This window comes from Chryseobacterium camelliae, assembly GCF_002770595.1.
In the GTDB taxonomy this organism is placed as follows: Bacteria; Bacteroidota; Bacteroidia; order Flavobacteriales; family Weeksellaceae; genus Chryseobacterium; species Chryseobacterium camelliae.
Window position 1 is genome coordinate 3,085,283 of record NZ_CP022986.1, and the last position, 14,957, is coordinate 3,100,239.

The window sequence follows — 14,957 nt, forward strand, 5'->3', positions numbered from 1 at the left end:
AAAAATATTTATTGATCAGGATTAGAAGGTAAATTAAAAAGAGACTCTAACACTGAAACAATCCCGGAAACGGAATTTTCAAGCGTGAAAGGCATCTCGTAATGATTCAGGCGTTCAACGTACGGTTCAAACACTTGCGGCTGAGCCAAAGCTTTTTTCATCCCCGTATAAATCCCTGCTTCGGAATTCTCCACCAGCATGCCTAATGCGCCATTCATCAGCATTTCGCCTGCTCCTGAAACCTCAGTGGCGATGATTTTCTTTTTCAGGGTAATAGCTTCAAAAAGTACCGTCGGAAAACCTTCATACCTCGAACTCAGCATATAGAAATCTGCCTGTTTAAAATAGGGATAAGGATTATCTGTAAAGCCCAGCATGGTTACGGTTTCGTCCAGTGCAAGATCAGATTGCAGTTTTCTGATGTTATCAAAATCATATCCGTCTCCCACAATCAGAATCTTATGCCTGAATCCTTCATCCAAAAGCCTTTTGTGAACTTTCAGCAAACGGTCGAAACCTTTTTGGGGAAAAACCGTTCCTACTGAAAGAAAGGTGGGTACGGACTTATCGAATTCATAATTCAGCACCGGCTCTTCGGCTTTGGCTATAAATTCCCCGGTGTCCAGGGGATTGTATATTTTGATGATCTTCCGGTGTTCCGCATCATTTTGGGCCAGGCTGTGAAAATGCTGTTCGATCTTTTCTGAAATCACCATAATCCGGTCAAACCCGAAAAATTTCCGGATCTCTTTTTCCGTGTAGCCTTTTACCCGGGAAAGGTCATTATGGATCCAGACGATTTTTTTTGATGATTTCAGCGGGGACTTCAGGATTTCATCGCGCATTCCGTGGATGGCCGCAAATTCGATGTCGTATTTTTTATTTTTCAGTTTCCCTTTGTAAAGAAGGCGCGGAAATCTTTTAAGCATTCCCTGGTAGAGTACCCTTGCAGCCTTCTTAGGGATTTCGTGTGGCCTGTTAGTCGTAATCATTTCCCCTTTGTTCAGATATAGGATATTGATCCATTCCGGGACATCCGCCAGGTATTTTCCGGAATAAAGATTGAGCAGCAGATCGATTTCATACTGATCCCGGGGAAGGTTTTTAAGCAGCGTCACCAGGACCTTTTCTGCGCCGCCATGACGCAGGGAACCAATCCGGATGAGTATGTTCTTCTTTTCAGCCATTTATTTCTTTACCGGTTTATAGGTGTGAGGGAGATGTTCTTTGATATAAGCTTCAAGCTTGGCTCTGTCCCGCTCCAGCTCACGCGGATACATGACATTATTGGCCAGGAGTTTATCCCCGTATTCCTTAATGGTACAGATGTATTTGGCAGGCACGCCCGCATACACCGTTCCGCTGGGCATGGAGGAGGTTAAGATAGATCCTGCTCCCAGAACACAGTTGTCGCCCATTTCCACGCCGAGCATGATGGTGGTATCGGCACCGATCAGGCACTGTTTACCGATTTTTATCCTCCCGAAAGTACGCACATCTTTATATTCATCAAAGAAATGCAGGGCGTTTTGTCCACCGTCATGGTTCACAAACCGTACATTATTGGAAAATGTTGTATCGTCCCCGATCTCAATCAGGAAACATTCCGTTCCGAACTGGGGAACCTCTACAAAACGCACATTTTTCCCTACTTTCAGCCCTTTTGATAAGCAGATCTTAAGATAGATCTTCTGGATCATGAACTGATAGGTCGTATGTATTTTCAGCAGGGCACGGTATAATAAAAGCATGCTTATTTTTTTACTAAATTAAGGATCATTTTTTCAATATCGCTGAAGATCTTCCGGTTGTCAAACTGTTCTTCGATATCGGCCAGGTTTTTTCTGATCTGTTCTGTGAGCTCCGGGTCCGTTAAAAACCTTTGCATAGCCTCATACATCTCATCTGTATCATAATTGATCAGACAACCTGTAATGCCGTCCTGGATCATTTCCGGAATATCTCCTGTACGCGTAGCGATAACAGGTTTCTGAAGAAGAAGCGCCTCGGCAATAACCAAGGGCCATGCTTCAGATTCTGACGGAAGAATGAAATAATCTGCATGCTTAACATACCGATAGGGATTCATCTTGTTTCCTGCCAGGATGAACGTATCTTCTACTTGGTCAGCTGTAATCTGTGCTGTCAGATTATGAAGTTCTTCCCCGTCACCCACTACGATCACCGAATGATGGAACCCTTCACGGATCAGTCTCGTATGGGCTTCAATCAGCTTATGGTATCCTTTTCTGGAATGCAGCCGGCCGATGGAGATAAACACCGGTCCTGACGGGAATTCGCCCATCGGTTCATCCGCTTTCCTTTTAATTTCTTCTACAGGAATAGCATTGATGATCACTTCTTCCGGAGGGTAAGCGAGATCCGGATAATACTGATGCATCATATCCTTGATTTTCTGCGAACAGTAGACCATTTGGTCAAATTCCGGGAAATGCTTCAGGATTCCGGGAACCAGCGGCTGCAGCTTCGGCAGGCTGATCTCGGAATGGAACCAGCCTATTTTTTTTGAGTTTTTGTTGGTAGAATGAAGCACCGCTGCAAAATCCCCATACGTCATCCCGATTTCCACATCGTACTGTTCTCCCAGAAGCTGATCGGCGATAGCAGGGTTTTTCTGGATCTGTCTGAGCTTCAGCCTTCTTTGGATCAGCTGGATTTTCCGGATGATAGTATTTCCAGAAAAGTCTTCCCTGCCGGGGGTAAGGGATACTTTCCGTACATGATCAGGAAATTCGTCCCGCAGTTCTCCCTGATTGATGTTGAGGCAGACCGTCATCTCGAATTTTTCTCTGTCAAGATTGTTAAGGATGCTCAGCATTACTTTTTCCACGCCGCCCATTTCCATGGAACGGTGCCTGAAGAGCAGTTTTATTTTTTCTGACATAGGCTCGGTCTTATCTAATACTTCCTGCAAAATAACAGGATTTTTTTCTTTATCCTGAACAGGATTTTATTCTGATAATCCAGCAAAGCAAATACCTCATCAGGATGGGTATAGCTTTCTGGGATCTTTTTTCCGTGTATGTTGCTCAGCTGCCTCCGCTTCATGGCTGCCATGATCACCCGGGCAAAATAATCATGGGATCTGGCCTTATTGCTGTTTTGCGAAATACCTTCTGCATGCATGCGGTACAGGTAATGCGGTTCATTAATGAAGTATACTTTACCTTTTTCATACATTTTAAGATACAGGTCCTGGTCTTCAGCAATTTTAAGTTCCGGGTTCATCTTTTCCGTCAGGTTATATATATCCTTCCGGAAAGTAACAAAATGGGCGATCTGAACGGGACAGTTGAAAAAGAAGGGATCGCCGTTCAGTACCTGCATTCCGGACCTGAAAGGTTCTGTCGGATTCAGGTATTCGTCACATTTCATAAAGTAGGAATAGGTAAGCACAATATCCCGGTCTTTTTTGTAAGCAGCTACTGCTGATGAGATGGCTTCCGGCTGTATGGCATCGTCAGGGTCCACAAAACCGCAGATATCACCTTCTGCCAGTTCTATCAGCTTGCTTTTGGTAATGCCTACACCGCTGTTGACCTCATTCCGGTAGATCTTAAAACGGCTGTCGGCACCGGTGAGTTTCCGGATAACTTCCAGGGAATCATCTGTGGAAGCATCATCAAGGATTACCGCTTCCCAGTCTGTATAGCTTTGCGCTATAATAGACCTGTAGCAGTCGGGGAAAAATTTACCGTTGTTATAGTTGGCGATAAGGATGGAGAATTTCATCAGCGGGTGTTTTGCCGTTACAAAGATGGGGAAAATTATGCTCTTGTTTTCAAAAGCAGTTCCTGACGGTTAACTACGGTAGTATTTGCAGGGATGTCACGATACACGGTGCATCCTGCTCCGATAATACAGTTATCTCCTATAGAAACGCCTTTGAGAACGGTTACATTGCTTCCCAGCCAGCAGTTGTTGCCGATCCTGATGGGTGCCGTGCTAAAGTCTGAGTACGATATCCTGAATTCAGGAACCGTCTCGTAAGCATGGTTATGATCATATAATTTGACGTTCTCTCCAAACAGGGTATGATTGCCGATGAAAATGCTTTCCAGGCAGTTGATGGAACAGAAATTATTCATGAAAAAATCATCACCGATATCGAGTCGTGCTTTTTTACCCACCAAAATATGGATATAGTTCCTGAATGATGCTCTGCTTCCAAGACTAACCTGCTCCAGATCAGGATCCAGAATGAAGTGATTGTCTGTACCGGAACGCAGGTCTTTCAGGGAAACGCGCGGGTGGCGCCTGAGAACAGACGCCTGACTTTTCCTCCGGATCTTTTCAAAAATGGTATACAGCATAAGCGATTTAAAATTTCATTCACATTTGTAGCACAAAGATAAATGTTTTATGCCATTACCGTAAAAAATCTTATTTTTGCCCATTAAATTCAACACAATGAGTGAAATATCCAGAGTTCTCAAAACATTCATCGCTTATCTGAATAGGCCGGACCTGTACCCTGAACTGGGCAGAAAAATCATAAAAAATACACTGAACAGGAAAAATGCTTTCAAAGGAAAAGAGAAAACGGGTTCATGGGCACAATTCAAAGCGGTTTCCCAGCATGAGGCCGTACAGCATCTTTTCGGAGCAGATACAGCCTCTTTCAGGAGCCGGTATGCTGACATTCTTGCCGGGGCTGCAAAGAAGGAACAGGAATGTCCCGTAAAAATGGGAGGAGCCGGAGCTTTGGAAATGATCTACTTTGCCTGTGAATATACTCAGGCTATAAACGTTGTTGAAACCGGTGTAGCCTACGGATGGTCGTCTCTGGCGGCACTTTTATCCCTGAAAAAGAGGGGAGGAACATTATACAGCTCGGATATGCCCTACCTGGCGCAGGATGGTGATCGCTATGTGGGATATGTAGTCCCTGAAGACCTGAAAGGACAATGGAAGCTGTTCCGTTTTGCAGACCGTGAATCGTTGCCGAAAATCTTCGCTGATAATCCTGTTTTTGATGTTGTGCATTATGATTCAGATAAAAGCTATAACGGGAGGTTCTGGGCGTATCATGAACTGTATGCGCATTTGAGGAAAGGCGGGGTTTTTATCAGTGATGACATCGGAGACAACTCTGCGTATCAGGATTTCTGTGAAAAAAATACTATTGATTCCGTTGTCGTGGAATTCGAAGGGAAGTACGTCGGTATTTTCATTAAATAACATCATCCAGGCTATTTTTTGATCCGTGAAAATCAGTCAGATCACCTTTACCCGTTTCGTTGCGGCCCTTGCTATTGTTATCTCCCACTTTAACAAAGACCTTTTCCTTTACAAGATTCCTTATGTATCCGAAGTTTTCCTGCGGGCTAACGTTGGCGTAAGCTATTTTTTCATCCTGTCCGGGTTTATCATGATCATTGCTTACCACAGAAAAGAAAGAATAGCATACGCGGATTTTTACAGGAACAGGTTCGCGAGGATTTATCCGCTGTATGTCGGTGGGGTTATATTATACCTTATTACCAGATATTCAGGATTCAATTGGTTGAACCTGATTCTGTATTTATCGGGCCTGCAGAGCTGGATTCCGGGCAAAGCACTGGTTTTGAACTTCCCGGGCTGGTCAATTTCTGTTGAATTTCTGTTTTACGTGCTTTTTCCTTTCCTGTATAACCGGTATTATTCCAGGAACAATAAAAGCATATGGGTGATTGCCGGTACCATCTGGCTGACTACGCAGGTATTTTCAAACCTTTATGTCCATTCTTCCTGGTATGAAGGTCCTCATACGGAAAGTCATGAACTTGGGTTTTATTTCCCGCTGCTTCACATCAGTGAATTTCTGGCAGGGAACTTTGCCGGACTCCTTTTTATTAAGAAATCAGTACGGAAAAATTACGATATTGAAATCATAGTATTGGTCATGGCCATATTGCTGTCGTTGATTTTCATCCCGCTTAATTTTCATAATGGTCTCATGGCGGTATTTTTTATTCCGCTGATATTCCTGATCTCACGGAATAATGGGAGGCTGACAAGTATATTTTCATTGAAACCTCTGGAATACTCAGGAGAGATCAGCTATGCCATGTATATCGTCCATATTCCTGTTCTTTATATTCTTAGGGCTGCATTGGCCTCGGCAAAATATGATTTCAGTAATGATATTGTTTTCCTGATCTATATTCCGGTCCTGATCCTGAGCTCAGCACTTTTGTATGAAACGGTAGAAAAGCCATTGCGGAATATATTGAAATCTAAAACCAAACATTAACCTATTTATCCATACGGATGATTTCGGATGTGCTAATCCGGCATCCTGATCCTGATGGGACGGGTGATTCAGATTCAATCATATCAAATCCTTTATCAATAAGCCGTGTTTTAAAAAACAGGACGGCAGCATTATTCCGTTCATGCTTATCTCTAAAGTTTTTGTATATGATATTCACTTTCTTATGTGCACAATTGCTGATAAAAGCATCGTATTTATCCAGCAGAAGATCTGCACGTTTGTAATAGGTTAATACAGTGATGCTGTTCAGGACCAGGATTAAAAAGACAAAAACTTTCAGGGAGTTCAGTGTGCGCAGGGGAATATTAAAAACAATAATCATGGCCAGGTACAGGAAAGCATTGCTTTTGATGCGGATATCATCATCGATAACCGTGGTATAATAGCTGTACAATAAACTTAAAAGGATTCCTGAAAAGCAAAGCACCAGATAGAAATTGAAACTGCTTAATTTTTTTCCTTTTTTAATGATAAGCAAAATCCCGCCTGTAATCAACAAAAAACCTGCATACACCTGTATAAAGGATATCCGCGACAGAATTCCTTTATGCAGGATGCCATTGAAAAGACTGAAATCATGGAATAAAGAATACAGAAAATGAGGAATAAATACACTGAAGATGTTTACAGGAACCTGCTGAAGATGGCTTCTGTCTCCTAATGCATGGCCACAGTACATGAAATTAATCATCAGATACGACAATATACCCAATGAAGCAGCAGCAGCTGTATACAGGTAAGACTGTACTGAATATTTTTTTCTCCTGGATATCAAGGCTAGAAACAGCATTGAAAAGGCAAAGACAAAAATACCTGAAAAACGGACGGATACCAGCATAAAAAACAGGATTCCCAAGTAAACGGTGTATTTAGTTTTAAAATCTTCTGCTATGATTCTGTACACATAATAAATGATTAGATAATTGAAGAAGTAATATAAGGGTTCCGAAAAGCTGTAGGTATAAAATCCGGTAAAAGGATAAAAAGAAAATATAATCAGGGTCTGCGGGAAGTAAAATTTCTTCCTGTATGAAAAGAGAACAATTCCGATGTACGAAAGGATATTGACCCATTTTGAAGCGGAAAAAAAACTGCCGGTTACATAGCTTAAGATTTTAATGGGCAGAGGATAACCCAACGGAAAATTCACTTTATAGGTCCAGAAATCCTTCGCCTGGAGAAAATACTGAAGGCTGTCCGGAGTCAGGTCCCCGGATGAGTATATAAACTTAAGCACTAAAAAACTTAATGTCCCCAGAATAACGAGACAGTCAAGGAGCCTGCTCTTGTTCTCTGAGGATAACAGTTCTTTCATCAGAATAAATCTTTTCTGAAGTTGATATTGTATAGACCTGAACGGATTCCTGGATAATCTGTGATGAGGTCTTTTGCTATCATACCCCATTTTTTCGGTACAGGAGCGTTGGCAATTTCAAAACTGCGGTACATCCGGGCAATATGTTTCTTGATGTTTTGAGGGATCGTAGGTTCGTGCTCGGCCCAGTCATGGACTTCTTTCCAGAGCAGTATTTTCGTGGAGGCAGGCTTAATGATGCCGGAATCCACTTTTGTGATCCTGTTTTCTTCGTGTACTCCTCTTACTGCCACAGCTTTATCCAGGATTCCCGGATACAGATCCAGATAATAGGAGAGGCGGAACAGGAATTCCGTATCCTGATGAAGCCTGAGGTGGGTTTTAAAAAGATCTTGCATCTTTTTTAGGGAGTCTTTTCTCACTGTAAGCGTATCTAGATGGATCAGGCCAAAAGATCCCTGCATATTCAGCTGCCCTGCAAACACATCATGAGGCAGGTGCCTCTTGTATACGGTAGTCAGGCGGTCTCCGAATATGTTGTAGTACTGGGACTTTGCCTGTTCCGAATAATAATGCACACCCAGGGCACCATATATTCCTTCTACTTCATGATTTCTGAAAATTTCCCTTTCGGCATCGAAACGGTTCGGCAGGTAATAATCATCCGCATCCAGAAAGGCAATAAAATCTCCTGTTGCTTTTTCCAGGCCGAGGTTCCGGGTAGCACCTGCGCCGTGGTTTCCTTTATCGGGGTGCTGAAAAAGTTTTACTTTTTCATGCCGGGAAGCCAGTTGTGTACAGATCTCCAGGGCATTATCCGGAGAACGGTCTTCTATCAGAAGGACTTCAAAGACTTCGTCAAACTGCAGGGCCGATTCTACAGCCTGGGTTACGTATTTCTCGGCATTATACACCGGAATAATAACTGAAATTTTCATCATGACCTGAATTTTACGCTTCGGTGTTCTGCCTGTAAATAAATTAACCGGTTGTTCCGGATGCTTTCATTGACATTTTTTACCACTGCTTCAGGGCTGAGGTAATCATTATAGTAATTCAGAACATTCTGTTTCATAGAAGAGATTTCATCTTCAGAATAATTGAATAGTTCATCAGCAAGAATAGCTTTTAAATGATCCAGATGCTCAAAAATAACAGCGTTGAAGCCGTGTTTCAGATGAGGGTACATCACTTCTGCATATTCCTTCTGTATCAGCGGAATGGTGCCTACTGACATGGCTTCGATTACATTATGGCACAGAGGCATTACCACTCCGGGGCAGCATAGATAAAAATTGAAGCGGGAAACTAATCCTCTTACTTCTTCCATAGGAATCTGGTACTGTTCCTTAATGGCAAAGACATATTTCTTATCAAGCAGATCCCCGGATTCTGTAATGTCTTTTCTGCCGGTAATGGAAACAAAAGATTTCTGTATCCTGAAAAAATTAAGCAGGTCGATCCGTGTTACAACGGAAAAAGCTGTTTTTTTAATGGCCAGATAAGCTGTAGGATCAAAATTTCCATAGCAGAAGACCGCATTGATTCGTTTCTTGCCAGTATCAATTTCCTGGTTCCATAACCCTTTGTGATACATGAAAGGATGAAAGCTCATGGGCACATGAAAAACGTTTTCCTCTTGGTTTTTCAATGTAAAATAAGATTTAAAATAATCGGGACTCAGCATATCCTGTGTAAGCTCAACAACATGATCGGGCATATTTTTCTTCCGGATGCTTAAAAAGTGTTGTTCTTTCACCATTAACCCTAAATAATGGTCTTTATTCCTGAGGTTTCTGAATTTGGCAAAATCCATAGGGTAATAGATGGTATAGCCTGAAAGCTGATACATTTTGACCAGCAGGTAAAAAAAACGATGATACAGATGAGGATTGGGACAACTAATGAGCAGGGCACGCTTATTTTGTGGCGGGGTGTACTGCCAAGCCCGGGCAAATGCAGCCGTATCCCTGATAAGGGTTTTTACCTGATTGAATATTCTAAGCATTGTGATGTCTGGTTAAAGCATGAAAACGGTATCTGGTCTTTAATATAAGCGGGTTGAACACCGCAGCAGCAAAATAGGAAATCCATTTATGCAACCCTTTCCGGTTGGCTATTTTGAAGCTGAGGTAATTCAGCTTTATGGCCTGCAGGCAATCCGGATTCAGAGGCTGCTGTATGCTCCACTGATAAAGTGACTGATGAAGCAGGAAATTGTTTTTATAAAATCCGGTAGAGTAGAGTTTTATTTTTGTAATCCTGTTGTCATTATGAACCCCTCTCACTGCAATGGCCTTGTCAATAATTCCTGATTTAAGATGACAATGATACGCTAATTTTATAATAAAATCCGAATCCTGGTGAACCCGCAAGCGCGCATTGAATTGAAGGTTATTTTTAAGAACAGCTGATCTTCTTACCGTTAAACCATTCAGATGAAAAAAGGTACCAAAGGTTTTTGAGGTTAATCCTAAAAGTCCTCTGAAGACTTCTTTGCCTTCTGCGGGGAAATTAACTGTGGTAAGGGATACATTCTTAAATTTATTCTGAAATTCTTCCTGACCTTTCTGCGAAAGAAACTCTACGCCTGTGGCACCGAAAACCCCTTCTATCCGGGCATCTTCAAAAAACTGCTTTTCAGCATCAAAACGGTTGGGGAGGTAATGGTCGTCAGCATCCAGAAAGGCGATAAACTCACCTTCCGCTTTTTGCATTCCTAAATTTCTTGTTGCTCCGGCTCCGTGATTTCCCAGGTCCGGGTGCCTCAATACTTTGACCCTTGAATCTTCCGAAGCGAGCCTGTTGCATATTTCCAGTGAATTGTCCTGAGACTGGTCTTCTGCCAGAATCACTTCTTTAACCTCGTCAAACTGCAGGGCAGAATGTACTGCCTTTTCCAGGAATGAAGATGCATTATATACTGGAATGATGACTGATATATTCATGGTGATCCGGGAATTTGTAATAGGATACTTTTTATATAATTTTCTGCATACTCTTCCGGGAGATCAAGTGATTCCTGCTGCTCAGCTTCATTAACATGCCGTCCCGGAATCGGTGTTTTCTCAGTTGCTTTTCTCAAAAACCACATGTATTCAATATCAATATGGCCTATGTCAACTGCCCAAAACCCTGCTTTAGCAAGATCATAACACAGAATCGTTGCGGTAGGGCCCAATGCTACCAGAATAAGTTTATTTTTTCCATACCGTTGCGCAGCCTCGTAAATGTTTTTATAAACGCGGAAAGCGTGTTTTTCAGGACATATGATCCTTTCCATTGACTTTGCATTGCTGAACAGGTCATTTCCAACCCCCAACCTGGAATACCTTCCCTCTACAATCAGGAGATCCCTGTCATCCCAGATTTTTTTCAGATTGCTGACTGTTCTTTGTACCCTGGTTTCAGATTTATCTTTAAAGCCGATATAAAACCTGCTGATAAATGCGTTCCCGTAAGTCCTGTGAGGATCCAGAAATGGAGTTATTCTTCTCCCATAATGGTTTATGAACTTTTTCCACCAGTATTTTGTACTGATATCAAATTTACGGAATGAACAGAACTGTTCGGGAAGGCAAACAATATGATTGCGAAGACTCCCAGCCAGTACCTCTTTAAGTTTCATGCGGAGCTCTTCGCTGTTTTCCTGGAATTCAAGATAGTGTTCCGGAAACAGGAGCCTGAATTCACCATCCCCGAATCTGCTGGCTGATTTCCTGTTGCTGATAATTTCACAGATGCATTCTTCTACAGGCATCACCTTATATCTGGGAAATGCCTGCCTCAGTTTCCTGGTTTGTAAAACCCATTGATAATAATAAAAGGTTGAAGAAAGCTTTTCTTTGAATGCCATATCTACAGGTGGATTTTGTTATTTTCTGCCCAAAGTGCTAGCTGGAGGAGATTCCAGTGTTTCATATCCTTATTTAAAAACTTCTGGGATTCATTAAAATCAATGAGTTTAAAAATTTTATGATCAGGATCCCTGAGCAGGCTGTCTGAAAACCTGATCAGCTCATCTTCTGCAAACCAGTCTTCTATAAAAGACCCGAAGCCCTGCTTGTTCCGGTTTTTTATCTGCTCTGTCCAGTAAGAGCCCATCGCTTCACGCAGGATTATTTTATCATGCTCACGATCGAGTTTAAGCTGCTCAGGCAGCTGAATGCAGAATTCAGCAAAATCCAGATCCAGAAAGGGTGTCCTTACCTCAAGGGAATTGGCCATTGCCATCCGGTCTGACTTTACCAGCATATTTCCCGGAACAAATTTTTCCAGGTCCGTACGCATAATATCATTCATGGAATTTTCATCCGGACTGAAACTGTAAGGCTGATGATAATCTCCCTGTACACCCAATTGTGATCGCTCCTGTCCTGAAAAGAAATTGCGTACATGATTCTGATGAAAATCAAGAACGGAATCATACTTCAGATTCTGTTGCGAAACAAAAGACAATTGTTGTATTCTGCCATATAAAGATAACCCGAATTTTGCAATAATGTTCTGATAGCTGAAATGATTCCTCATCATATTCTCGACACTGTAGAAACTGTAACCGCCAAAAAGCTCATCACCGGCATCACCGGAAAGTACTACCTTTAAATTTTTTACGGCAGCCTTGCATATTTCGAAATGAGGGAGATATGATCTGTCTGCGAAGGGTTCATCGAGAAAAGGGGACACCTTCAGCAGCGACCGGACCAGGCTCTGTTTTTTTTCATGGATCTCAATATGGTTTGTCCTGTACCGTTCTGCTATCCCTTTTGCATAATGCAGTTCACTACTTTCATTATCATACCCGAAGCTGATGGTGGTCTGTTGCGGCAGTAAATCACTGATCAGGGCAACGACAGAGGATGAATCAAGCCCGCCGCTCAGGAAACTGCCGATTTCAACGTCGGCAACCAGCTGCTTTTTAATGGCATTTTTAAGCAGGTGAATAAATTCCTCCTTGGCTTCCGAAAGGCTGATAGACCTGTCTTTTGCAGGCAGGCTGTAATATCTTGAAACCATTACTTTTCCATCTTTCCATATCAGCTGATGTGCAGGAGGCAGCGTAAAAATATTGCTGTAAATACTCTGATAGGTACTTACATATCCATGCTGAAGGTAATGGGAAAGCGCTTCCTGATTGATTTTCGGACTGATCAGTCCGGATGCCAGTATGGCTTTGATTTCAGAGGCGAAAATGAACTCATTGTCAGGACCTATGGCATAATAGAAAGGTTTCTCACCGAAACGGTCCCGCGCACAGAAAAGCTGCTGCTTTTCTTCATCCCAGATAGCAAAAGCAAACATTCCCGGAAGATCATGGATCAGGTTTTCCTTTTTTCTATGGTACATGGCAAGAATGACCTCAGTATCTGAGGTTCCGCGGTACGCATATTCCGGATATTGGGTTTTGATATTTCTATAGCCATAAATCTCACCGTTCAGGACAATACATTCGTTTCCGGTAGATGAGAACATCGGCTGTTTTCCGCTATCCGATAAATCTATGATGGAAAGCCTGCGGTGACCCAATGCGGCATTCGGATAAAATTCAAAATGTGCCGAATCCGGACCGCGATGCGCAATGGCATCGGTCATGTTTTGAAGCTGCTGCTGATAGCTTTCTGAGTTCCCTGCAATAATTCCTGCAATTCCGCACATATGATTTCAATAATAAGGATTAATATTTTTCACATACAAAAAGATCTTCATCTGGATTAAGTCCCATGTTCTTATATTTTTTGGAAATGTTGATCCTGTTTATCGTAAAACCAACACTTCGAAGCCTTTGCTCATAATCCTGTCCGTAAATTCTCACATGATCAAACTGACCGAATAAAGCTTCACGCTGAGCACGGTTTGTAATGGTAAAATCTTCAACTGTTTTCAGGCTGTTTTTAGAAATCGGAACCTGGAGAACGGCTTTTCCGCCAGGCTTCAATACCCTGAAAAGTTCGGACATCGCTTTTGAATCTTCAGGAATGTGTTCCAGTACATGGTTGCAGATAACGATATCGAAGTGATGATCGGGATATTGTATATCCAGGACATTCATATTTTGTACGTGGTCCGGATATTCATATCCTTTCGTAAAAAGATCTCCGCAGATATATTCTCTGAAATTCTGCTTAAGGAAAAGCCTTGAAAGCTTCTGTTCGGGAGCAATATGCAGAATAGCAAGATCTTTCCGGTCAGCAATTTTCAGCTCTTCCATAAAATAGGCGTACAGAAGCCTTTCACGGTCTCTGGATTGACACCGGTAGCATCCTGCTGCTCTTCTGCCGCCGCCTACAACCTGCTTTTCTGTAAGTACCGGGAGGTCATGACCTACCGTTTCCCAGCTTTTTGCATGATATCCGCAGAATGGACAATCATATGTTGAACCTGAGTGAAATGCAATTTTTAATCTTCTAAGAATGGACATCTATTTTGTGTTTTTTATGCTTGAATATTTAGAAATGTCGGTTTCTTTTGAGTGACCTGCTTAAGTATTTCTTTGAACCGACCTTCTTCCTTTGAAATTTTTCTGTATTTCTGTAATAAATTTTTATAATCAATAAACTTACGTAATAATAGGGTCTTAACCATGCTTTGTGTAAGAGCTTTTTTTTCCTGTTGGAAAGAGTGGTCAAGGTTGGGATTCATAATATTGATCTCCACCCCCAAGTCTTCATAAACGGAATAATCAACCTTATTCAAAAACTGTTTGCCGTCATGCACAACTTTACTTCCCGGCACCAGTAGTGTTTTTTTTCCGTGGTAAGTGACCCTGTTGGCATATTCTGCATCTTCTCCATAATGAAAAAAGTACGGGTTGAACCCTCCTACCGTTTCAACAGTGCTTTTAGGCAGCAACCAATGCGCTGCATTGATGAATTTCAGCTCATAATAAGGTTTCAGATCCCGAAAATACAAGTCTGATATCAGGCGTGTGTGTTCAAAATTAGTAGCGATGTATTTATCCAGGAAAATGTCCAGTTTCTTTTCGCTTCCGTCAATATGCATCGGGCTCAGAATTCCTATTTCATCTTTATCGGGATGGCTGTTATATACCGTAAGCAGGTTTTCAATACTGTCTCTGTACAGCCACGCATCCTGGTTCATCAGGTAAAAGAATTCTGCTCCGGATGCATAGGCTGTTTCAATACCGATATTGTTCGCTTTACCAAAACCCAGGTTCTGTTCCGATTGAATTACATGTACTTCCGGAAAATTCGCATTGAGATATTCCTGAGTGCCGTCAGAAGATCCATTGTCGACTACAATACAGTTGACGTGTACGGAAGAATTTCTCAGGCTTCCAAAACATCTTTCCGCCCATTTCATGGCGTTGTAGGTAACGATAATGATGTAGATTTTCTGCGTCATTTT

At 42.0% G+C, this 14,957-nt stretch carries 15 protein-coding genes; 2 read left to right on the top strand and 13 right to left on the bottom strand.

Features of this window, described 5'->3' with window-relative positions; genetic code table 11:
- Positions 1–8 precede the first annotated feature (8 nt).
- The 5 genes from CGB83_RS14260 to CGB83_RS14280 are packed head-to-tail and all read right to left on the bottom strand — an operon-like array spanning position 9 to position 4,334.
- Positions 9–1,187, bottom strand: coding sequence for a glycosyltransferase (locus CGB83_RS14260; protein WP_100076407.1), 1,179 nt, complete (start codon positions 1,185–1,187; stop codon positions 9–11).
- Entirely contained in the window at positions 1,188–1,751 is a 564-nt protein-coding gene (locus CGB83_RS14265; RefSeq protein WP_100076408.1) for an acyltransferase, read from the bottom strand. It abuts the gene before it with no gap.
- Between the two features lie 2 nt (positions 1,752–1,753).
- Positions 1,754–2,905 carry a glycosyltransferase gene (locus CGB83_RS14270; protein WP_100076409.1) on the bottom strand — a complete coding sequence of 384 codons (1,152 nt, stop codon included), beginning with the start codon at positions 2,903–2,905 and terminating at the stop codon, positions 1,754–1,756.
- 14 nt (positions 2,906–2,919) lie between these two features.
- Positions 2,920–3,753: a glycosyltransferase family 2 protein gene (locus CGB83_RS14275; protein WP_100076410.1), complete on the bottom strand. Its 834-nt coding sequence runs from the start codon at positions 3,751–3,753 to the stop codon at positions 2,920–2,922.
- Positions 3,754–3,788: 35 nt separating this feature from the next.
- Entirely contained in the window at positions 3,789–4,334 is a 546-nt protein-coding gene (locus CGB83_RS14280; RefSeq protein ID WP_100076411.1) for an acyltransferase, read from the bottom strand.
- 97 nt (positions 4,335–4,431) lie between these two features.
- On the opposite strand from CGB83_RS14280, the gene CGB83_RS14285 reads away from it, so the two are divergent.
- Positions 4,432–5,202 (top strand): class I SAM-dependent methyltransferase, encoded by a 771-nt coding sequence (locus CGB83_RS14285; protein WP_100076412.1) that lies wholly within the window; start codon positions 4,432–4,434, stop codon positions 5,200–5,202.
- 25 nt (positions 5,203–5,227) lie between these two features.
- Complete coding sequence (locus CGB83_RS14290; RefSeq protein ID WP_100076413.1) at positions 5,228–6,256, top strand: acyltransferase family protein; 1,029 nt, start codon at positions 5,228–5,230, stop codon at positions 6,254–6,256.
- 1 nt (position 6,257) lies between these two features.
- Here the strand turns inward: CGB83_RS14290 and CGB83_RS14295 are convergent, their stop codons facing one another.
- Genes CGB83_RS14295 through CGB83_RS14330 form a run of 8 tightly spaced genes read right to left on the bottom strand, consistent with a single transcriptional unit; the run spans position 6,258 to position 14,954 of the window.
- Positions 6,258–7,592, bottom strand: coding sequence for a hypothetical protein (locus CGB83_RS14295; RefSeq protein ID WP_100076414.1), 1,335 nt, complete (start codon positions 7,590–7,592; stop codon positions 6,258–6,260).
- The gene (locus CGB83_RS14300; protein WP_228419946.1) at positions 7,592–8,533 is read right to left on the bottom strand and encodes a glycosyltransferase family 2 protein; all 942 of its coding nucleotides are present in this window, start codon (positions 8,531–8,533) and stop codon (positions 7,592–7,594) included. Before CGB83_RS14300 ends, CGB83_RS14295 begins: the two co-directional genes overlap by 1 nt.
- Positions 8,530–9,600 (bottom strand): hypothetical protein, encoded by a 1,071-nt coding sequence (locus CGB83_RS14305; protein WP_100076415.1) that lies wholly within the window; start codon positions 9,598–9,600, stop codon positions 8,530–8,532. Before CGB83_RS14305 ends, CGB83_RS14300 begins: the two co-directional genes overlap by 4 nt.
- Positions 9,593–10,540 carry a glycosyltransferase family 2 protein gene (locus tag CGB83_RS14310; protein WP_100076416.1) on the bottom strand — a complete coding sequence of 316 codons (948 nt, stop codon included), beginning with the start codon at positions 10,538–10,540 and terminating at the stop codon, positions 9,593–9,595. Before CGB83_RS14310 ends, CGB83_RS14305 begins: the two co-directional genes overlap by 8 nt.
- The gene (locus CGB83_RS14315) at positions 10,537–11,448 is read right to left on the bottom strand and encodes a GT-D fold domain-containing glycosyltransferase (RefSeq protein WP_100076417.1); all 912 of its coding nucleotides are present in this window, start codon (positions 11,446–11,448) and stop codon (positions 10,537–10,539) included. The genes CGB83_RS14310 and CGB83_RS14315 overlap by 4 nt, the downstream gene beginning before the upstream one ends.
- 2 nt (positions 11,449–11,450) lie before the next feature.
- On the bottom strand, positions 11,451–13,247 hold the full coding sequence (gene asnB / locus CGB83_RS14320; RefSeq protein ID WP_100076418.1) for an asparagine synthase (glutamine-hydrolyzing): 1,797 nt from the start codon (positions 13,245–13,247) through the stop codon (positions 11,451–11,453).
- A 19-nt stretch (positions 13,248–13,266) separates the two neighbouring features.
- Positions 13,267–14,010: a class I SAM-dependent methyltransferase gene (locus CGB83_RS14325; protein WP_228419948.1), complete on the bottom strand. Its 744-nt coding sequence runs from the start codon at positions 14,008–14,010 to the stop codon at positions 13,267–13,269.
- 14 nt (positions 14,011–14,024) lie between these two features.
- Positions 14,025–14,954, bottom strand: coding sequence for a glycosyltransferase family 2 protein (locus CGB83_RS14330; RefSeq protein WP_100076419.1), 930 nt, complete (start codon positions 14,952–14,954; stop codon positions 14,025–14,027).
- Positions 14,955–14,957: the final 3 nt, after the last annotated feature.